This is a genomic window from Arthrobacter sp. Soil761 (assembly GCF_001428325.1).
GTDB lineage: Bacteria > Actinomycetota > Actinomycetes > Actinomycetales > Micrococcaceae > Arthrobacter.
On sequence record NZ_LMSF01000012.1, the window covers coordinates 166,836 to 185,672 of the forward strand.

16 protein-coding genes are annotated in these 18,837 nt (G+C 66.7%); 10 read left to right on the forward strand and 6 right to left on the reverse strand.

Going from position 1 to position 18,837, the window contains the following annotated elements; all coding sequences use genetic code 11:
* Together tal and tkt are read right to left on the reverse strand one after the other, a co-directional pair.
* Nucleotides 1–1,116 (reverse strand): transaldolase, encoded by a 1,116-nt coding sequence (gene tal, locus ASG79_RS08880; RefSeq protein ID WP_018772119.1) that lies wholly within the window; start codon nt 1,114–1,116, stop codon nt 1–3.
* Between the two features lie 28 nt (nt 1,117–1,144).
* Complete coding sequence (tkt, locus tag ASG79_RS08885; protein ID WP_026266206.1) at nt 1,145–3,262, reverse strand: transketolase; 2,118 nt, start codon at nt 3,260–3,262, stop codon at nt 1,145–1,147.
* 519 nt (nt 3,263–3,781) lie between these two features.
* On the opposite strand from tkt, the gene ASG79_RS08890 reads away from it, so the two are divergent.
* Together ASG79_RS08890 and ASG79_RS08895 are read left to right on the forward strand one after the other, a co-directional pair.
* Nucleotides 3,782–4,741: a heme o synthase gene (locus ASG79_RS08890; RefSeq protein WP_018772117.1), complete on the forward strand. Its 960-nt coding sequence runs from the start codon at nt 3,782–3,784 to the stop codon at nt 4,739–4,741.
* 222 nt (nt 4,742–4,963) lie between these two features.
* Nucleotides 4,964–7,231 carry a SulP family inorganic anion transporter gene (locus ASG79_RS08895; protein ID WP_056390241.1) on the forward strand — a complete coding sequence of 756 codons (2,268 nt, stop codon included), beginning with the start codon at nt 4,964–4,966 and terminating at the stop codon, nt 7,229–7,231.
* A 108-nt stretch (nt 7,232–7,339) separates the two neighbouring features.
* Here the strand turns inward: ASG79_RS08895 and ASG79_RS08900 are convergent, their stop codons facing one another.
* The 3 genes from ASG79_RS08900 to ASG79_RS08910 are packed head-to-tail and all read right to left on the reverse strand — an operon-like array spanning nt 7,340 to nt 10,042.
* The gene (locus ASG79_RS08900; protein WP_056390244.1) at nt 7,340–8,302 is read right to left on the reverse strand and encodes a COX15/CtaA family protein; all 963 of its coding nucleotides are present in this window, start codon (nt 8,300–8,302) and stop codon (nt 7,340–7,342) included.
* A 7-nt stretch (nt 8,303–8,309) separates the two neighbouring features.
* Nucleotides 8,310–9,077, reverse strand: coding sequence for an ABC transporter permease (locus tag ASG79_RS08905; RefSeq protein ID WP_018772114.1), 768 nt, complete (start codon nt 9,075–9,077; stop codon nt 8,310–8,312).
* A complete protein-coding gene (locus tag ASG79_RS08910) occupies nt 9,074–10,042 on the reverse strand; it encodes an ABC transporter ATP-binding protein (RefSeq protein ID WP_056390246.1) in 969 nt (322 codons plus the stop codon). The genes ASG79_RS08905 and ASG79_RS08910 overlap by 4 nt, the downstream gene beginning before the upstream one ends.
* 125 nt (nt 10,043–10,167) lie before the next feature.
* Between ASG79_RS08910 and ASG79_RS08915 the strand changes: the two genes are divergently transcribed.
* Genes ASG79_RS08915 through ASG79_RS08940 form a run of 6 tightly spaced genes read left to right on the forward strand, consistent with a single transcriptional unit; the run spans nt 10,168 to nt 15,216 of the window.
* Nucleotides 10,168–10,953, forward strand: coding sequence for a helix-turn-helix transcriptional regulator (locus ASG79_RS08915; RefSeq protein WP_134165355.1), 786 nt, complete (start codon nt 10,168–10,170; stop codon nt 10,951–10,953).
* On the forward strand, nt 10,953–12,416 hold the full coding sequence (gene sufB, locus ASG79_RS08920) for a Fe-S cluster assembly protein SufB (protein WP_018772111.1): 1,464 nt from the start codon (nt 10,953–10,955) through the stop codon (nt 12,414–12,416). Before ASG79_RS08915 ends, sufB begins: the two co-directional genes overlap by 1 nt.
* Nucleotides 12,416–13,657, forward strand: a complete 1,242-nt coding sequence (gene sufD / locus ASG79_RS08925; protein ID WP_018772110.1) for a Fe-S cluster assembly protein SufD — start codon at nt 12,416–12,418, stop codon at nt 13,655–13,657. The genes sufB and sufD overlap by 1 nt, the downstream gene beginning before the upstream one ends.
* A gap of 20 nt (nt 13,658–13,677) precedes the next feature.
* Entirely contained in the window at nt 13,678–14,034 is a 357-nt protein-coding gene (locus ASG79_RS08930; RefSeq protein WP_018772109.1) for a non-heme iron oxygenase ferredoxin subunit, read from the forward strand.
* Nucleotides 14,035–14,076: 42 nt separating this feature from the next.
* A complete protein-coding gene (gene sufC / locus ASG79_RS08935; protein ID WP_018772108.1) occupies nt 14,077–14,871 on the forward strand; it encodes a Fe-S cluster assembly ATPase SufC in 795 nt (264 codons plus the stop codon).
* 12 nt (nt 14,872–14,883) lie between these two features.
* Nucleotides 14,884–15,216 carry a metal-sulfur cluster assembly factor gene (locus tag ASG79_RS08940; protein WP_018761278.1) on the forward strand — a complete coding sequence of 111 codons (333 nt, stop codon included), beginning with the start codon at nt 14,884–14,886 and terminating at the stop codon, nt 15,214–15,216.
* A gap of 75 nt (nt 15,217–15,291) precedes the next feature.
* On the opposite strand, the gene ASG79_RS08945 is transcribed toward ASG79_RS08940, so the two are convergent.
* On the reverse strand, nt 15,292–16,173 hold the full coding sequence (locus tag ASG79_RS08945; RefSeq protein WP_056390249.1) for a neutral zinc metallopeptidase: 882 nt from the start codon (nt 16,171–16,173) through the stop codon (nt 15,292–15,294).
* A gap of 58 nt (nt 16,174–16,231) precedes the next feature.
* Between ASG79_RS08945 and ASG79_RS08950 the strand changes: the two genes are divergently transcribed.
* Nucleotides 16,232–17,638, forward strand: a complete 1,407-nt coding sequence (locus ASG79_RS08950) for a class I adenylate-forming enzyme family protein (RefSeq protein ID WP_056390254.1) — start codon at nt 16,232–16,234, stop codon at nt 17,636–17,638.
* On the forward strand, nt 17,631–18,830 hold the full coding sequence (locus ASG79_RS08955; RefSeq protein ID WP_082581726.1) for a thiolase family protein: 1,200 nt from the start codon (nt 17,631–17,633) through the stop codon (nt 18,828–18,830). Before ASG79_RS08950 ends, ASG79_RS08955 begins: the two co-directional genes overlap by 8 nt.
* Nucleotides 18,831–18,837 lie beyond the last annotated feature (7 nt).

Sequence of the window (18,837 nt, forward strand, 5' to 3'; positions counted from 1 at the left end):
TTAGGAAGCCTTCCGTGCAGAGGCCAGGGCACCTTCGACGTCGGCCAGCAGTTCCTTCCAGCTGGCCACGAACTTGTCCAGGCCTTCGGTTTCAAGGAGTGCCACGACGTCGTTGTAGGAGACCCCGAGCTTTTCAAGGGCGTCGAGGGTTGCGTTTGCTTCGGCGTAGGTGCCGGTGATGGTGTCACCGGTAACCACGCCGTGGTCGAAGGTGGCATCCAGCGTCTTTTCCGGCATGGTGTTCACCACGCCGCGGGCCACGAGTTCGGTGACGTAAAGGGTGTCCGGGTAAGCAGGATCCTTCACACCGGTGGAAGCCCACAGGGGGCGCTGGGGGAGAGCCCCGGCGTCGGCCAGCAGCGCCCACCGTTCGGTGGCGAAGAGCTCTTCGTAGACCTGGTAGGCCAGGCGGGCGTTGGCCACGCCGGCCTTGCCCTTGAGGGCTTTTGCCTCGTCGGTGCCGATCTTGTCGAGGCGCTTGTCGATTTCCGTGTCCACGCGGGAGACGAAGAACGAGGCAACGGAGTGGATCTTCGAAAGGTCGTGGCCGTTCTCTTTGGCCTGTTCCAGGCCGGACTGGAATGCATTGATGACCGCGCGGTACCGCTCCAGCGAGAAGATAAGGGTCACGTTGACGCTGATGCCCTCGGCCAGTGTTGCCGTGATGGCTTCAAGGCCCTCGATGGTTGCGGGGATCTTGATCAGGACGTTGTCCTTGTTGACTCGCTGCGAGAGGTGCTTGGCCTCGGCGATGGTCCCTGCGGTGTCCCAGGCAAGGCGCGGGTCGACTTCGATGGAGACGCGGCCGTCAACGCCCTTGGTGGCAGCAGCCACGGGTGCAAACAGGTCGCAGGCATCGGCAACGTCGGTGGTGGTGATCTCGAAGATCGTGTCCTCCACGCTGGCGCCTTCTGCAGCCTTGCCGGCAATGATGTGGTCGTAGTCGGTGCCGGACGTGATGGCTGCGTGGAAGATGGACGGGTTGGTGGTCACGCCGACCACGTTCTTCTCTTCAATGAGCTTGCGGAGGGTGCCGGTCTGCAGGCGTCCGCGGGAAAGGTCATCGAGCCAGATGGAGACTCCGGCGTCGGAGAGCTGCTGGGTGGGAGTAGTCATTTCTTGTATCTCCTAAAAGATGAGGGTTTCAGGCCTGGAGGCTGGAGATGGAGTCCTTGGCTGCGGCAGCCACTGCTTCTGCCGTGATGCCGAACTCCTGGAAGAGGCGCTTGTAGTCCGCGGAAGCGCCGTAGTGCTCAAGGCTCACGGAACGGCCGGCGTCGCCGACGAATTCCCGCCAGCCCAGGGCCAGTCCTGCTTCCACCGAAACGCGTGCCTTGACGGCGGCGGGCAGGACGGATTCGCGGTAGGCGGCGTCCTGCTTCTTGAACCACTCGACACACGGCATGGAGACAACCCGGGCTGCGATGCCTTCGGCCTGGAGGGCTTCGCGGGCCTGGACGGCCAACTGGACCTCGGAGCCGGTGCCGATCAGGATCACGTCGGCCGGAACCGTGGCGCCGTCCTTCGAGGCCTCGGCCAGGACGTAGCCGCCCTTTGCAACACCTGCGGTGGAAGCGAACGTGTCGCCGTCGGCGTCGCCCGCGCCACGTTCCCAAGTGGGGATGTTCTGGCGGGTCAGGACGATGCCGGCAGGGTTGCTGTGGTTTTCGAGCATGGTCTTCCACGCAGCTGCCACTTCGTTGGCGTCGCCGGGGCGGACCACGTCCAGGCCAACGATGGCACGCAGCGAGGCGAGCTGTTCCACCGGCTGGTGGGTGGGGCCGTCTTCGCCCAGGCCGATGGAGTCGTGGGTCCAGACGTACAGCGACGGAACACCCATGAGCGCGCCGAGCCGGATGGCGGGGCGCTGGTAGTCGCTGAAGATCAGGAAGGTGCCGGAGAAGGCGCGGGTGTTGCCCGCCAGGCTGATGCCGTTCACGATCGAGGCAGCAGCGTGCTCGCGGATGCCGAAGTGCAGCACGCGGCCGTAGGGGTTGCCGGACCAGGCACCGGTCTGCTTGGAGGCCGGCACGAAGGACGGCGAGCCCTCGATGGTGGTGTTGTTGGACTCGGCGAGGTCGGCGGAGCCGCCCCAGAGTTCGGGCAGTACCGGGCCCAGCGCGTTCAGTACCTTGCCCGATGCTGCGCGGGTGGAAACGTCCTTGCCTGCCGGGAAGACCGGAAGGGCAGCGTCCACGCCTTCAGGGAGTTCCCTGGCCTCGATGCGCTGCAGCAGAGCCGCGCCTTCAGGGTTGGCTGCCTGCCAGGCATTGAAGGACTCTTCCCATTCCTTGCGGGCGGCGGCGCCACGGTCCACTACGGAGCGGGCGTGGGCCAGGACTTCCTGGTCCACATCGAAGGACTTGGACGGGTCGAAGCCCAGGACTTCCTTCAGCGCTGCGACTTCCTCGGCGCCGAGGGCGGAGCCGTGGATCTTGCCGGTGTTCTGCTTCTTGGGCGCCGGGTAGCCGATGATGGTGCGCAGGGAGATGATGGAGGGCTTGGAGGTCTCAGCCTTCGCTGCGAGCAGGGCCGAGTAAAGCTCCTGCACATCTTCCTTGTATTCGCCCGTCTTGGTCCAGTCCACCCGCTGGGTGTGCCAGCCGTAGGCTTCATAGCGCTTCAGGACATCTTCGGTGAAGGCGATGTCGGTATCGTCCTCGATGGAGATGTGGTTCTCGTCGTAGATGACCACGAGATTGCCGAGTTCCTGGTGGCCGGCGAGCGAGGAAGCCTCGGCCGTGACGCCTTCCTGGAGATCGCCGTCGGACGCAATGACCCAGATGGTGTGGTCGAACGGCGATTCGCCGGCGGGGGCATCAGCATCGAACAGGCCGCGCTGGCGGCGCTGGGAGTAGGCGAAGCCAACCGAGGAGGCCAGGCCCTGGCCCAGCGGTCCGGTAGTGATCTCCACGCCGGCGGTGTGCTTGTACTCCGGGTGTCCCGGGGTCAGCGAACCCCACGTGCGAAGCGCCTCCAGGTCCTTCAGTTCCAGGCCGTAGCCGGAGAGGAACAGCTGGATGTAAAGGGTCAACGAGGTGTGGCCGGGGGACAGGACGAACCGGTCGCGGCCCAGCCACTGCGGATCGCGCGGGTCATGGCGCATCAGCTTCTGGAAAAGAAGGTAAGCGGCGGGGGCCAGGCTCATGGCGGTTCCGGGGTGGCCGTTGCCCACCTTCTCTACGGCATCGGCGGCCAGGACGCGGATGGTGTCCACGGCGCGCTGGTCCAAGCTGGTCCATGACAGTTCTTGCTCTTCCAAATGTGGCACGAAAACCGGGCCCCTCTCTGTGCTGATGGCGGCTGTACACCGGTTCCGTTTAAGGGCGCACTGCGTGGCGCCTGCTGCGGTGTGTACCAGCCGTTCACCATCGAAACGTTGATCCTTGCATTCAGTCACGGACAGCAGCGGGAATGCGTTTTCCACCGCTTTCTTGCTGCGTGCTGATCTGTTGACAGCTTAGCTCTTATCCATTCTGCGGGCGGCCCAAATCTCACGTTTTGGACGCAATTTCCCCTTTTGTGAATCACCGTCACGAAGGGTTGAGTTAATCTGCTCGAATGGGCCCGTGAGCAATCATCTGCGAATATGGCGAGGCCGGGACAGCGCCCGCGGCGCGGTATGATATTCGGAGGCCAACGCCGGGCGTGCATCCCTATCGCCGTCCGGGGTTTCCCGACTGTTGCACGCACCTGAAGCATTTCCTCCCTTCTTGCCGTGCCCGGGTCCGGGCCGCACGACCGGAGCTGCACTGCCAGCCTCAACTGCCACACAGAACGGGTGACTGCCACCGTGAGCACAACAGATACGCCGCTGAACGCATCCCGGGCCTCCGGCGCCGGGTTTGCCCGTAAGGCCAAGGCGTATCTCGCCCTCACCAAGCCGCGCGTGATCGAACTGCTGCTGGTCAGCACCCTGCCCACCATGATTTACGCCCAGCGGGGCTTCCCATCCATCGGACTGATCCTCGCCACGCTGGTGGGCGGTGCCTTCGCTGCGGGCAGCGCCGGGGCCTTCAACTGTTACATCGACCGCGACATCGACAAACTGATGCACCGCACGGAGAACAGGCCGCTGGTCACCGGTGAAGTCACCCCGCGCGAGGCGCTGGTCTTTTCCTGGCTGCTGGGTGCCGCCTCGATCGTGATCCTCTGGTTCGGAGCCAATCCGCTTTCCGCCTGGCTGGGGCTGGGTGCCATCTTCTTCTACGTGGTCATCTACACCATGATCCTCAAGCGGCGCACGGCGCAGAACATTGTCTGGGGCGGTGCAGCAGGCTGCTTCCCGGTGCTGATCGCGTGGGCTGCCGTCACCAACTCTGTTGAGTGGCCGGCGGTCGTCCTGTTCATGGTGATCTTCCTGTGGACCCCGCCACACTACTGGCCCCTGTCCATGCGTTACGGCGAGGACTACCGGAACGCCAACGTCCCCATGCTCGGTGCCATCGCCGGCGCCAAGGTGGTGTCCGTCCAGGTGGTCCTGTACGCCTGGGCCATGGTGGCCTGCTCCCTGCTGATGATTCCTGCGGGTGGGGCCGGCTGGGTCTACACCGTAACCGCAGTCCTGGCCGGCGCGTGGTTCCTCTATGAATCCCATGCCCTGTATTCGCGCGCCCACAGCGAGGACATCCCGGACAAGCGCGCCATGAAGGTCTTCCATGGCTCCATCAGCTACCTGACGCTGTTGTTCATCGCGCTGGCGGTGGACCCGTTCGTCGGGCATGCAATCATGGCCGGCTAGGCCCCGGGGCGCAGATCCCCGGCGCACATACCCGGCCCAAGCCCATCGGCGGCCCCCACCTGAGTGGTGGGGGCCGCCGTTTGCGTTAACCGGCGCAGGCTGCGCGTGCACGGAATCGAAACCGATGTGACATTTTTGTCATATCGGTCACTTTAAGTGTCATCCATCATGACCAGCTGCTTACGGTGGGGTGGACCCTTCCCTCGATCAAAGGAAAAATCCATGGAAGTCCGTCCCTCCACAATTCCCGCCCCCAGCCACAGCCCGCCGGGAGGCCGGGGAAGCCGTGGCCGCTTCACCTTCCGCCGCCCGCCGTTTGCTGCCCATCTGGGCGCCGACGTACCCGCATCCCTGGTGGTGTTCCTCGTGGCCCTCCCGCTCTCGCTCGGCATCGCAGCCGCGTCGGGAGCCCCCGTCATGGCAGGCCTCATCGCTGCAGCCGTGGGCGGGATCGTGGCCGGAAGCCTGGGCGGCTCACCGCTGCAGGTGAGCGGACCCGCGGCCGGGCTGACCGTCGTCGTGGCCGGGCTGGTCCAGGAGTTCGGATGGCAGGTGACCTGCGCCATCACCGCGGCCGCGGGCGCCGTGCAGCTCCTGCTGGGCATCAGCCGCGTGGGCCGGGCCGCCCTGGCCGTCTCACCGGTGGTGGTCAAAGCCATGCTCGCCGGCATCGGTGTCACCATCATCCTGCAGCAGGTCCACGTGCTTCTCGGATCCCGGCCGGCAGGCTCGGCCCTCGAGAACCTTGCGGCACTGCCGGCAGCCATCACCAACCTGGAACTTCACGCGGCCCTGCTGGGACTGGCCGTCGTGGCAATCCTGCTGTGCTGGAAGTTCCTGCCCGCCACGGTCCGGCGTGTTCCGGGCCCCCTGGCCGCCGTCGCGGCAGGAACCGCACTGGCCGTGGCCTTTGCCCCCGGTGTTGAGCGCATCTCCCTTGATGGCTCCATTTTCGATGCCATCGCCCTGCCGCAGCTTCCGGACAGCAACTGGCGCGCGTTCGCTTTTGCCATCTTGACCATGGCCCTCATCGCCAGCATCGAGTCCCTCCTGTCGGCCGTGGCCGTGGACAAGATGCAGACCGGTCCGCGGACCAACCTGAACAGGGAGCTCATCGGGCAGGGCACCGCAAACATCGTTTCCGGGTCCCTGGGCGGCCTGCCCGTGACGGGCGTCATTGTCCGCAGCGCCACGAATGTGGAAGCGGGAGCGGCTTCCCGGACATCCGCAGTGCTGCACGGTGTCTGGGTCCTGGCTTTTTCTGCCCTCTTTGCCGGTTTGATCCAGCTGATCCCGCTGGCCGTCCTGGCCGGCCTGCTGGTGGTTATCGGCGCGCGGCTGATCAAGGTGGCGGACATCCGGACCAGCCTGCGCACGGGAGACCTCACCATTTACGCGGTTACCCTCATCTGCGTGGTGTTCCTGAACTTGTTGGAAGGAGTCATGATCGGCCTGGCCCTCGCCGCTGCCAGTGTGCTGTGGCGTGTCCTGCGGGCCCCCATCCAGGCGCACCGTCCCGCCGCACCGCCGTCGCCCTGGCGGGTGACCATCGCGGGATCATGCAGCTTCTTCGCGCTGCCAAAGCTCAACGGCGTCCTGCAGTCGGTGCCCGCCGGCGCGGACGTGGTGGTGGAGCTCAACGCCGACTATGTTGACCATTCCTTCCGGGAAGCCCTGTTGGCCTGGCAGCTCCAGCACCAGGCCGCCGGCGGCACGGTGAACCTTGAGGAGCACGGCAACACGGTGTTCCGGGACGCCGCCCACCAGGCTCCCCGGCGCGAGGAAGCCACCGAGTTGCCCCTTCCGCCAAGGAAGGAGCCGTTGTTGCAGGGCGTCAACAAATACCACCGCCGGTTTGCGCACCAGGTCCGTCCGCTGGTGCATGACCTGACGGAAGGACAGAACCCGGACAGCCTGTTCGTGGGCTGCATCGATTCGCGCGTCAATCCGAACCTGATCACCAGCAGCGGCCCGGGGGACCTGCTCACGCTGCGGAACATCGGCAACGTGGTGTGCGGCAATGGCCAGGACGCCTCAACGGATTCTGCCCTGTCCTTTGCCGTCAACGGCCTGGGAGTGCAGTCGGTCGCCATCTGCGGGCACTCCAACTGCGGCGCCATGAAGGCGCTGCTCGCAGAGGCCGGCGGCGAAGACAACAGTTCGCTTGGTCCGGCATTCGGACAGTGGCTGGACCACGCCCGGCCCAGCTACACGGAGCTGCTGGAAGGGCATCCGGTGGGCCGGCAGGCGGCGGCGGCGGGTTACGCCCGGGTGGACCAACTGGCGATGGTCAACGTGGCCGGGCAACTGGCCAAGCTGCAGGACCACCCGGTGACGGGCCCGGCGCTGGTGGAGGGAAAGGTGCAGGCAACGGGCCTCTTCTACGACATTGCCACCGCGCAGGTCCTGCAGATCACCGCCACGGGGATCCGGAACCTTGACCCGGCCGGCGGGTCCGGGCTTCGGATCAACGCCTTCGCTGAACGGTAATTTCCCGGGACGCCTGCAAGGCGGCGAAACATACAAAGGCGGTAAACGCAGGCGCCCCGGCCCCATCCCGGGCCGGGGCGCCTGCGCGCTGTACGGGTGGGCGGGCGCCTACTTCGCTGCCCTGGATGAGTCCACGGCACTGGAACGGGCGATGTCCCAGGCGTTGGTCGATGCCGCCATCAGCAGGGCCGCGCCGAGCATGTGGGCCGCTACCAGCAGCGCCGGAATACCGTTGTAGTACTGCGTAAACCCGATCACCGCCTGGAGCACGGTGACGCCCAGGAGGGCCAGGACGGCCGTCCGGAAGGGGCCCGTAATGCGGCGCCTGATGACCAGGACCAGGGCCACTACAGTCCCGGCAGTCACCAGGTACGCGGGCACGGCATGGATGTGGGAGAACAAATCCCAGTCCAGGTCGTTGCGGGGAGCATCGGCGTCACCGGCATGCGGGCCGGCCCCGGTGACCACCACACCGAGCATCACGGCGACGGCGGAGAAAAGCGCGACGGCGGCCGTCACCGGGCGCAGGGGTGTGGGCAGGGCGGCGGGCCGGGTGGCAAGGAAGCGGCCGGTGCGCCCGAAGGCACGGTTGACCAGCAGGGTGGCGAAGACCACCAGCGCCATGGAGACCAGGAAGTGCAGGCCCACCACCCACGGGTTGAGGTTGGTCAGCACGGTGACGCCGCCGATCACGGCCTGGGCGGGGATGCTGGCCAGCAGGCCCAGTGCCAGGAGGAAGAGGTCCTTGCGCTCCTTCCGGAGGTTCCACAGGTACACCAGCATCAGGGCGGCGACGGCGGCCAGCGCGAACGTCAGGAGCCGGTTGCCGAACTCGATGAAGCCATGGATGCCCATCTCCGGAGTGTTTACCAGGGAGTCGGAGGTGCAGCGGGGCCAGGTGGGGCAGCCAAGGCCCGATGCGGTGAGGCGGACGGCGCCGCCGGTGACCACCAGAAGCGTCTGGCCGATCAGGGAGGCGACGGCGAGGCGGCGGATGCGGACGTCCACGGTGCGTGGGAGCCGCGAGGCCAGGCGGCCGGCGAGCTGGGGGAGGCGTGAAGCCGTGGACACGGTTATCTCAATTCCACTTGAACCAACGGATGGCTGCGGCGCCGGCGATGACCGTCCAGAGCAGCAGGATGAGGGCGGCGCCGCCGTTCACGGCCCCGTCCAGGAAGGCGGCCCGCATCGATTCGCCCAGGGCGCCGGAGGGCAGGAAGTGCACGACTGCCTGCGCGGCGGCAGGCAGTCGCCCCGCGGGGATGACGATGCCGCCCATGGCGCCGAGGAGGATCCACAGCAGGTTGGTGATGGCCAGCGTGGCTTCCGGCCGGACTGTCCCGGCCACCAGCAGCCCCAGCGCGGTGAAAGCCGCCGCGCCCAGCGCGAGCAGCGCCAGCCCCGGGAGCCAGCCCGCCGCCGTCGGCTGCCATCCCAGGGCCAGGGCAACCACGCCAACCACCACCACCTGGAGGCACAGAACGGCCAGGACCGACAGGACTTTGCCGGCAATCAGGCCGCCGCGGCCCAAGGGGGTGGTGGACAGGAACCGGAGTACGCCGTAGCGGCGGTCGAAGCCGGTGGCGATGCCCTGGCCGGTGAAGGCCGTGGACATCGCACACAGGGCCAGGATTCCGGGAACGGCCACGTTGATGCGGCTGGATCCCATTCCGTCCAGGAACGGGGTGACCGTCAGGCCCACAAGTGCCAGCAGCGGCAGCACCACTGCCAGGATCAGCTGCTCGCCGTTCCGCAGCATTGTCAGTGCCTCGTACTTGCCCTGCAGCAGGACCCGGCGCAGCAGGGGCGCCGGCTGCTGGGCCTCCTGCATTGCTGCGGTGCTCATCGGATGTCCTTTCCCGAGATATCCAAAAAGACGTCTTCAAGGCTACGCGCCTGAAGGCTCATTGAGGCGGGCATGATTCCCTTCGCCTCCCACCACCGGGCCAGGGCGGAGAGGTGCCGGGGCGTCAGGGCGCCGGTGATGGTGTAGCTGCCGGCACGGGGTTCGGAAACGTCCACGTCATCCGGCAAAGCGGCTGCCAGGTCCAGCCCGGGCGGGGCTTCGAACACCAGCGTCCGGATGTGCCCGCCGTCCTGGTCCGCAACGGGGCTGCGCTGCAGCAGTTCCTGCACGGTCCCTTCGGCAACGTTGCGGCCGCCGTCGATGATGTACACGTAGTCCGCCAGGCGCTGGGCGTCGTCCATCAGGTGGGTGGTGAGGATGATCCCCATCCCACTGTCACGCAACTCGGCGATCAGGTCGAACACCAGCTGCCGGGACTGCGGGTCCAGTCCGGCGCTGGGCTCGTCCAGGAACAATACTTCGGGCCTGCCCACCAGGGCGGCGGCGAGTGCCAGGCGCTGTTTCTGGCCGCCGGACAGCCTGCGCACGCTGGTCCGGCTGAAGGAGTCGATGCCCAGCCTGCCCACCAGGTCTTCCAGCGGCCACGGGCGGGCGTACAGCCCGGCGATGTGCCGCAGCAGCGGCAGGGGCCGGGCCGACGGCGGGAGGCCGCCGTCCTGCAGCATCACGCCGACGCGGGACCGGAGGTCAGCGCCTGCCGCCGCCGGGTCCTGGCCCAGCAGCGAGATGGTGCCGCCACTGCGCTTTTGCAGGCCCTGGGCGCATTCGAGGGTGGTGGTTTTTCCGGCACCGTTGGCGCCGAGGAGGGCGGTTACCTGTCCGCGCTCGGCAACGAGTGAAACGCCGCTGACAACCCTGAGCATCTTTCCGTCCAGGCTGGAAAGGGGGCCGACGTCCTTGATGAGCCCATGGATGGACAGAACGGGGGACTGGGGGGATCGCACCACAGTATTCTACGGGATGTAGTATTTAGCACCGTCCCCCGGGCCTGTGCAGCTGCCTGGCATAGGTCAGCCTGCCCTTACTGGAGTGCGGGACTAAATTACGACATGATTGTGTTGTGTATTCCATGACCAACGCTACTGCCGTGCCTGCGCCCGGGCCTGTGGCTGATGCCGACGAGCGCACCCGGGACCGGGTCCTCGCTGCCGTCCTGGAGCACGGGCCCGTCAGCGCGGCCGAACTGGGCGACATGCTGGGATTCACCCCGGCCGCCGTCCGGCGCCACCTGGACCACCTGTCGCGTGCGGGCGTCATCGAGGTCAAGCGGGTGGCCAAGCCCGGCGCGGGTGCCGGCCGTCCGGCCCGCCGCTACGTCCTCAGTTCACAGGGCCAGTCCAGCCTGGGCAACGACTACCTGGACATCGCCGCCCTTGCGCTCCAGCAGCTGCAAAAGATGGCAGGCCCGGACGCGGTGCGCGCCTTCGCCGAGGAGCGCTTTGCGGACATGGAGCGGCGCTACGCACCCGAAATCGAGCAGGCCGGCCCGGACATCCGGGACCGCGCCACCGCACTCGCAGCGGCGCTGACCCGCGACAACTTCGTGGCCTCCGCTGCGTCCATCGAGGCAAAGGCACCGCTGCCCGCGGCGCTTTCCAGCGTGCAGCTCTGCCAGGGCCACTGCCCCATCCAGCAGCTCGCCGCCCGCTTCCCGGTGTTCTGCGACGTCGAGACCGAAGTCTTTTCAAGGCTGGTGGGCGTTGACGTCCGCCGCCTCTCCACGCTGGCCCGCGGCGGCCACGTCTGCACCACACATATTCCTACAGGCAGGCTGCCTGCCAAACCGGCCACGGTGCCGGCGGCAGCCCCCGCCAGCCTGGACGAAGTAATCAACCATCAGCAAGAAAGGCCGTGATGACGGACCAACTATCAGAGAAAGCAGTCGCCGAAAACACTGTGATCTCGGAGATTCTGGAAAAGAATCCCGAGCTCCACGGCATCGGCAACTACGAGTACGGCTGGGCTGACAAGAACGATGTCGGCGCCAACGCCCGCCGTGGGCTCAACGAAGAGGTAGTCCGGGACATTTCGGCGAAGAAGAGCGAGCCGGAATGGATGCTCGACCTGCGCCTGAAGGGCCTGAAGTATTTCGACCGCAAGCCCATGCCCACCTGGGGCGCGGACCTCTCCGGCATCGACTTCGACAACATCAAGTACTTCGTGCGCTCCACCGAGAAGCAGGCTGCCACCTGGGAAGACCTGCCCGAGGACATCAAGAACACGTACGACAAGCTGGGCATCCCCGAGGCCGAAAAGCAGCGCCTTGTTTCGGGTGTTGCCGCCCAGTACGAGTCTGAGGTTGTTTACCACCAGCTGCGGGAGGACCTTGAGCGGCAGGGTGTCATCTTCCTGGACACCGACACCGCGCTGAAGGAACACCCGGAGATCTTCCAGGAGTACTTCGGCACCGTCATCCCGGTAGGCGACAACAAGTTCGCCTCGCTGAACACCTCCGTCTGGTCCGGCGGCTCGTTCGTGTACGTCCCCAAGGGCGTCCACGTGGAGATCCCCCTGCAGGCCTACTTCCGCATCAACACGGAAAACATGGGCCAGTTCGAACGCACGCTGATCATCGCCGACGAGGACTCCTACGTCCACTACATCGAAGGCTGCACAGCGCCGATCTACACCTCGGACTCCCTGCACTCCGCCGTCGTGGAGATCATCGTCAAGAAGGGCGCCCGCGTCCGGTACACCACCATCCAGAACTGGTCGAACAACGTCTACAACCTGGTGACCAAACGTGCCATCTGCGAAGCAGGCGCCACCATGGAATGGATCGATGGAAACATCGGCTCCAAGGTCACCATGAAGTACCCGGCCGTGTACCTCGTAGGCGAAGGGGCCAAGGGCGAGACCCTGTCCATCGCCTTCGCCGGCGAAGGCCAGCACCAGGACACCGGCTCCAAGATGGTGCACATTGCGCCGAACACCAAGAGCTCGATCATCTCCAAGTCCGTTGCCCGTGGTGGCGGCCGCGCCGCCTACCGCGGCCTGGTCCAGATCCGGGAAGGAGCCAAGCACTCGGCCAACACCGTGCGCTGCGACGCCCTCCTGGTGGACACCATTTCCCGGTCTGACACCTACCCGTACATCGACATCCGCGAGGACGATGTCCAGCTGGGACACGAGGCCACCGTTTCCCGCGTCAGCGAGGAACAGCTGTTCTACCTCATGTCCCGCGGCATGCCCGAGGACGAGGCCATGGCCATGATCGTGCGCGGCTTCATTGAGCCGATCGCCCGCGAACTGCCCATGGAATACGCCCTCGAGCTGAACCGCCTCATCGAACTCCAGATGGAAGGATCCGTCGGTTAATGACTGCCGAAGCAACTACCGAAAAGGCGCGCGTCGGCGCACCGTCGATCGCCGGTTTCACCGAGGAGGGCGAGCACCTCGTCGCCTCCAAGGTGGACCGCCACCACAGCCACGGCACACAGGTCATGGCCTCCCGCGCCGAGCGGCTCACCAGCCATGACGTGGCCGATTTCGCCCTGCCCAACGGCCGGGAAGAGGAATGGCGCTTCACCCCGGTGCGTGAACTGGCCAACCTGCTGTCCGATACCCCGTCGGAGGCCGGCGCCCTTGGCGTTACGGTCGAGGCACCTGCAGCCGTGGTCCAGCGGACCCTCCGCGCAGGTGAGGCCCCCCGTGGCGCCACCCTCGTCCCCGCCGACCGTGCCGCCGTCGTGGCTTCCGCGAACGCCGGCGACGCCCAGCTCATCTCCATCCCGGCGAACGCCGAGTTGGACGAGCCGGTGCGCCTGGTCCTGACCGGCAACGGCGCAGGCCGCCGGACCAACTCCCACGTGGTGATCGAAGCCGGAGTCAACAGCCGCTCCGTCGTGATCATCGAGCACGACGGCACCTCAGACCACAACGGCAACGTTGAGGTCCTGGTTCGCGAAGGCGCCCACCTCACGGTGGTTTCCCTGCAGCTCTGGGGGGACGACGCCAAGCACCTGGCACAGCATGACGCCGAGGTTGCCAAGGACGCCGTGTACAAGCACATTGCCGTAACTCTTGGCGGCAAGATCGTGCGCCTGAACTCCAACGTCCGCTTCGCCGGGGAAGGCGCCGAGACACAGCTCCTGGGCCTTTACTACGCCGATGCAGGCCAGCACCTGGAGCACCGTTCCTTCGTGGACCACAACGTGGCCAACTGCAAGTCCAACGTCCTCTACAAGGGCGCGCTGCAGGGCAAGGGTGCGCACACGGTCTGGGTTGGCGACGTGCTGATCCAGAAGCAGGCCGAGGGCACCGACTCCTACGAGAAGAACCAGAACCTGGTCCTGACTGACGGCTGCCGCGCGGACTCCGTGCCCAACCTCGAGATCGAGACCGGCCTGATCGAGGGTGCCGGCCACGCCAGCGCCACCGGCCGGTTCGACGACGAGCACCTGTTCTACCTGATGGCCCGCGGCATCCCCGAGGATGTTGCCCGCCGCCTGGTGGTCCGCGGCTTCCTGAACGAGATCATCCAGCAGATCAAGGTCCCGGCCCTCGAAGAGCGCCTGACCGATGCCGTGGAACGCGAACTCGCGGCAATCGACTACTAGAGACAGGCAGGCAGGAACGTATGAGCGGCAAACCCAAGGGTGAGCTGGTGTGCAGCGCCAATGACATCCAGGTCAAGCAGGCGCTGCGCATCCTGGTGGACGGCTACCCCGTAGCCGTGGTCCGGGACTCGATGGGGGACATCCACGCCATCGGTGACACCTGCTCGCACGCGGACATTTCCCTGTCCGAAGGCGACGTGGAAGGCTGCGCCATCGAGTGCTGGGGGCATGGTTCCCAGTTCGACCTGCGCAGCGGCCAGCCGCTCCAGCTCCCCGCCTACGATCCCGTGCCGGTCTTCGCCGTCGAACTCGACGGGGACGACGTCTACGTGGACGTCACCAACGTTTTGAACGGCGCAGCAGTAGACAACTACTGAGCGCCCGCAGCACCAGACTTACGAGCGAAAAGAAAGAAGAGCATGTCAACTCTTGAGATCAAGGACCTGCACGTCAGCATTGAGACGGAACAGGGCACCAAGGAGATCCTGAAGGGCGTCAGCCTGACCATCAGGACCGGCGAGACGCACGCCATCATGGGCCCCAACGGCTCGGGCAAGTCCACCCTCGCGTCCACCATTGCAGGGCACCCCCGCTACACCGTCACCCGCGGCACCATCACGCTGGACGGCGAAGACGTGCTGGCCATGAGTGTTGACGAGCGCGCCCGCGCCGGCGTCTTCCTGGCCATGCAGTATCCGGTGGAGGTTCCGGGCGTCACCATGACCAACTTCCTGCGCACCGCCAAGACCGCCATCGACGGCCAGGCGCCTGCCCTGCGCACCTGGACCAAGGACGTCAAGGCCGCCATGGAGAAGCTGCGCATCGACGCCGACTTCGCCCAGCGCAACGTCAACGAAGGCTTCTCCGGCGGCGAAAAGAAGCGCGTGGAGATCCTGCAGCTGGAGCTCTTCAAGCCCAAGTTCGCCGTCCTGGACGAGACCGACTCCGGCCTGGACGTGGACGCGCTCAAGATTGTGTCCGAGGGCGTCAACCGTGCGCACTCCGAGGGAAACATGGGCACGCTGCTCATCACGCACTACACCCGCATCCTGCGCTACATCAAGCCTGACTTCGTGCACGTGTTCGTGGACGGACAGGTTGTCGAGGAGGGCGGCCCCGAGCTGGCCGACCGCCTCGAGGAAGAAGGCTACGACCGTTACGCCAAGGGCGCCGGCGCAGCCACCATCGCGGCTGCCGCCGCAGCACAGGCCTAGTAAGGACTTGTCATGACCGAAATCAAGCCGGGCCGCACGGCCCTGGAGGACGTCGAAGAGGCGCTCAAGGACGTCATCGACCCTGAGCTTGGCGTCAACGTGGTGGACCTGGGCCTCCTGTACGGCCTGAAGTACTCCGATGACGACGGTGCGCTCCTGATCGACATGACGCTCACCACCGCAGCCTGCCCGCTCACCGACGTGCTCGAGGAGCAGGTGGGCCAGGCCCTGGACGGCGTCGTTGACGACTGGCGCCTCAACTGGGTCTGGATGCCGCCTTGGGGTCCCGAGCGGATCACCGATGACGGCAAGGACCAGATGAGGGCCCTCGGCTTCAACATCTAGAAAAAAGTACGACGACGGCCGGTCACCTTTCCCGCGAAAGGTGACCGGCCGTCGTCGTACCCCGTTCCATCGAGGTTAGAGGGTGGCGGCGCTGAAGGTGTCGCACTGCTTGATGTCGCCGGTCTGGTAGCCCCGGCTGAACCACCGCTGGCGTTCCTCACTGGAGCCGTGTGTCCAGCCTTCGGGGGAGACACGTCCGGTGGCTGCCTTCTGGATCCGGTCATCGCCCACTGATGCGGCCGCCGACAACGCGTCGTTGACGTCCTGCTGGGTGAGCGGTTCCAGGTAGGGCTGCCCGGTGGACGGGTCCGGCGTGGTGGATGCGTACTTGGCCCACAGGCCTGCATAGCAATCCGCCTGCAGTTCCGTACGGACGGAACCGGACTCCGGTCCCTGCGGGTCCTGCTGCGCCCGCTGCAGATCGCCCAGCAGGTTCTGGATGTGGTGGCCGAACTCGTGCGCCACTACGTATTCCTGGGCCAGAGGTCCGCCTGAGGAACCGAACCGGTCCACGAGTTCCTGGAAGAAACCGGGATCAAAGTAGGCGGTAGTGTCCGTGGGGCAGTAGAAGGGCCCTACTTCGGAGGTTGCGGCCCCGCACCCGGTGTTGGTGCCGCCGCTGAAGATCACGGCCTCCGGGCGGGGGTACTGCACGTTGTACTGCTTCAGGTAGCCGGGCCAGAACGCATTGAGGCTGTTCACCGTGCCGGTGATCCGGCAGTCCAGGCGGGCATCGGCGTCCGCTCCGGTGGTGCAGGCCGGTGCCGTGCCCTGGGACTGTCCGCCGGCACCGTTGTCCACCAGCCCGCCGAGCATGTTCGGGTTGATTCCCAGCAGGAGCGCAACGAGCAGCACCAGGCCGCCGCCGATTCCGCCGCCGATTTTCACGCCGGTGCCCATGCCCCTACGGTCCTGGACCTGGGAAGGATCAAGCTGCACGTTGTCATTGAAACTCATATCGTCACAATACCCGCGGGCCGGGGGCTCAACCCGTGGCGGCCGGTAAAGTTGGTCCGTGCCTTTCCTCGACAAGATCCAGCTCTGGGCTGGGCAACGGCCGCACGACACTGCCGTGGTGATCGCGGGCCGGCGACTGGACTGGGCGGAGCTGCTGGATGCCGCCGCGGGTCTGGTGCCGGAGATGAAGTCCGTCAGTACCCTGTGCGAATCCAATTCGGTGGACTTTGCCGTGAAGTTCGCAGCCGCGGTGGCCGGCGGCCGCCAGTGCGCGGTCCTGGACCCTTCGTGGCCCGCACCGCTGCAGGAGGATATTGTCCGGCGGGTGGAGGCATGCGCCGTTCCGGCGCAGGTCGCCCCGGACGACGTGCTGGCCGACGGCCCGCCTGGCTCCAGCTTCCTCATCGGCCTCACTTCCGGCACTACATCTGTACCCAAGGCGTTTACCCGCTCCCGGCGGTCATGGCAGCAGTCCTTCGACGCTTCCATCGAGTTTTTCGGGCTTCGCCAGGACGACGTCACCCTTGCGCCCGGGCCGCTGGCTGCCAGCCTGAACCTCTATGCCCTGGCCGAATGCCTCTACGCCGGATCCGAGTTCCAAACACTGGAGACGTTCGACGTCGGCGACGTCCACGCTGCCATCACCCACGACCGGGTCACCCGGCTGGTCCTGGTGCCCACCATGCTGCGGATGCTCAGCGAACGGGGGATGACGGGGTGCGTGGACGCCTCCGGAATCCGCACCATCATCTGTGCAGGCTCCAAACTCGATGCCCGCACCCTGGAAGCGGCACGGCGCTGGGCGCCGAACGCCACCATTTATGAGTACTACGGGGCCTCCGAGCTGAGCTTCGTCTCCGGCCTGGGCCTGGCCGCGGGACAGGTTCCGGCGGCTGGCGGTACGGGAATCGGGCGGCCCTTTCCCGGCGTGGACGTCCGGATCCTGGATGACGACGGCGGAGAGGTTCCGGATGGCGGCTACGGCAACATCTGCGTCCGCAGCGGCATGGTGAGCAACGGTTACCTGTGGGGCGACGACGGCGAGGCGCTGCGGTCCTTCGGCGACTGGTACACGGTGGGGGACCAGGGCTACCTTCTGGACGGCGAGTTGCACATCCTTGGCCGGCGCGCGGACATGATCCTTACCGCCGGAAGGAACGTCTACCCGCACGAGGTGGAACTGGCCCTGGCGGCAGTCCCGGGTGTGGCGGCAGCGGTGGCCGCCGGCGTGCCTGACGATCTGCGCGGCCAGCGCGTGGTGGCGGGGGTGGTTGCATCCCATGGCGGGCTGACGGCCACGCAGTTGCGCGCCGGCCTGGAGGACATCCTGTCCCGGCACAAGCGGCCCCTGCAGTACTACCTCCTGCCGGAACTTCCCACCACGGACCGCGGCAAGGTCAGCCGGAACCTGCTGCTGGAGTGGATCAACACCCGGGACCCCAGGGTACGGCCCCTTGGTGGCTGACGCGGTGCACGCTGAGCTCCTGCCGCCGGACCGCCAGCCGGTGATCATCGCCGCCCGCCGCACCCCGGTGTGCCCGGTCAACGGAGCCCTGCGCACCCTGCGGGCACATCAACTCCTGGCCCCGGTGCTGCGCGCGCTCGTCTCCGAACTGTCCCTGGAGCCGGAGTCCGTTTCCGACGTCGTGATCGGCAACGCGGTGGGCGGCGGCGGAAACGTGGCCCGGTTGGCCTTGCTGGAGGCGGGTCTGCCCGTCACCGTACCCGGGATCACCTTGGACCGGCAGTGTGGCTCAGGACTGGACGCCATCGTCCTCGCCGCCCGGCTCGTGGCGGCAGGAGGCAGTCCCGTTTACCTGGCTGGGGGAGTGGAGAGCACCAGCACCGCGCCCCTGCGCGCCAACCGGAGGGACGACGGCGGCCCGGAGTTTTACGCCCGCGCCCAGTTTGTGCCGGCCAGCTACGGCGATCCGGACATGGGTACCGCCGCGGAATCGGTGGCCGCGGAATACGGAGTCGGCAGGGACCGCCAGGATGCCTTCGCCCTTGCCAGCCACCGGAAGGCCCTCACGGCGACCCGGGACCGGCGTTTCGCGGGCGAACTCGTGCCACTGGCCACCGCTGCCGGGACCGTCTCCGTCGATGGCGGGCCGCGGGCAAGCCTGACCCCCGCCATCATGGCAAGGTTCCCGGCCGCCTTCGTGCCGGGAGGAACCGTTACCGCCGGAAACTCCTGCTTCGACGCGGACGCCGCGGCCGCCGTCGTCATCACCTCCCTGGAGCGTGCACGCCGGCTGGGGGCACGCGACGGCCTGGTGGTGCGCGGCACCGGCACAGCCGGCGTGGCCCCCCAGGTACTGGGGATCGGTGCTGCCCCTGCCGCGCGGGAGGTGCTGGCCCGTGCCGGGGTGTCAGCCGGCGAGGTGGACCTGGTGGAATTCAATGAGGCGTTCGCGTCGCAGGCACTTGCCTGCCTGGACCAGCTTGGCATCGATCCCGAGCGGGCAAACCTCGACGGCGGTGCGCTGGCCCTGGGGCATGCCTACGGTGCGTCCGGGGCCGTCCTGGTGACGCGGCTGCTGGCCCAGGCGAGGGGCGCCGGCACGCCGGGAACCCTGGGTCTGGCGATGATCAGCATGGCGGGCGGCATGGGGACCGCGGCACTGCTGGAGTACCGGCAGCTGGCGCCAGCCTGATCTTCAG

Excerpts from the sequence above, each read along its gene's own strand:
- tal (WP_018772119.1), bottom strand. The coding sequence starts at position 1,116 with ATGACTACTCCCACCCAGCAGCTCTCCGACGCCGGAGTCTCCATCTGG.
- ASG79_RS08895 (WP_056390241.1), top strand. The coding sequence starts at position 4,964 with ATGGAAGTCCGTCCCTCCACAATTCCCGCCCCCAGCCACAGCCCGCCG.
- ASG79_RS08905 (WP_018772114.1), bottom strand. The coding sequence starts at position 9,077 with ATGAGCACCGCAGCAATGCAGGAGGCCCAGCAGCCGGCGCCCCTGCTG.
- ASG79_RS08915 (WP_134165355.1), top strand. The coding sequence starts at position 10,168 with ATGACCAACGCTACTGCCGTGCCTGCGCCCGGGCCTGTGGCTGATGCC.
- sufB (WP_018772111.1), top strand. The coding sequence starts at position 10,953 with ATGACGGACCAACTATCAGAGAAAGCAGTCGCCGAAAACACTGTGATC.
- sufD (WP_018772110.1), top strand. The coding sequence starts at position 12,416 with ATGACTGCCGAAGCAACTACCGAAAAGGCGCGCGTCGGCGCACCGTCG.
- ASG79_RS08930 (WP_018772109.1), top strand. The coding sequence starts at position 13,678 with ATGAGCGGCAAACCCAAGGGTGAGCTGGTGTGCAGCGCCAATGACATC.
- sufC (WP_018772108.1), top strand. The coding sequence starts at position 14,077 with ATGTCAACTCTTGAGATCAAGGACCTGCACGTCAGCATTGAGACGGAA.
- ASG79_RS08940 (WP_018761278.1), top strand. The coding sequence starts at position 14,884 with ATGACCGAAATCAAGCCGGGCCGCACGGCCCTGGAGGACGTCGAAGAG.
- ASG79_RS08945 (WP_056390249.1), bottom strand. The coding sequence starts at position 16,173 with ATGAGTTTCAATGACAACGTGCAGCTTGATCCTTCCCAGGTCCAGGAC.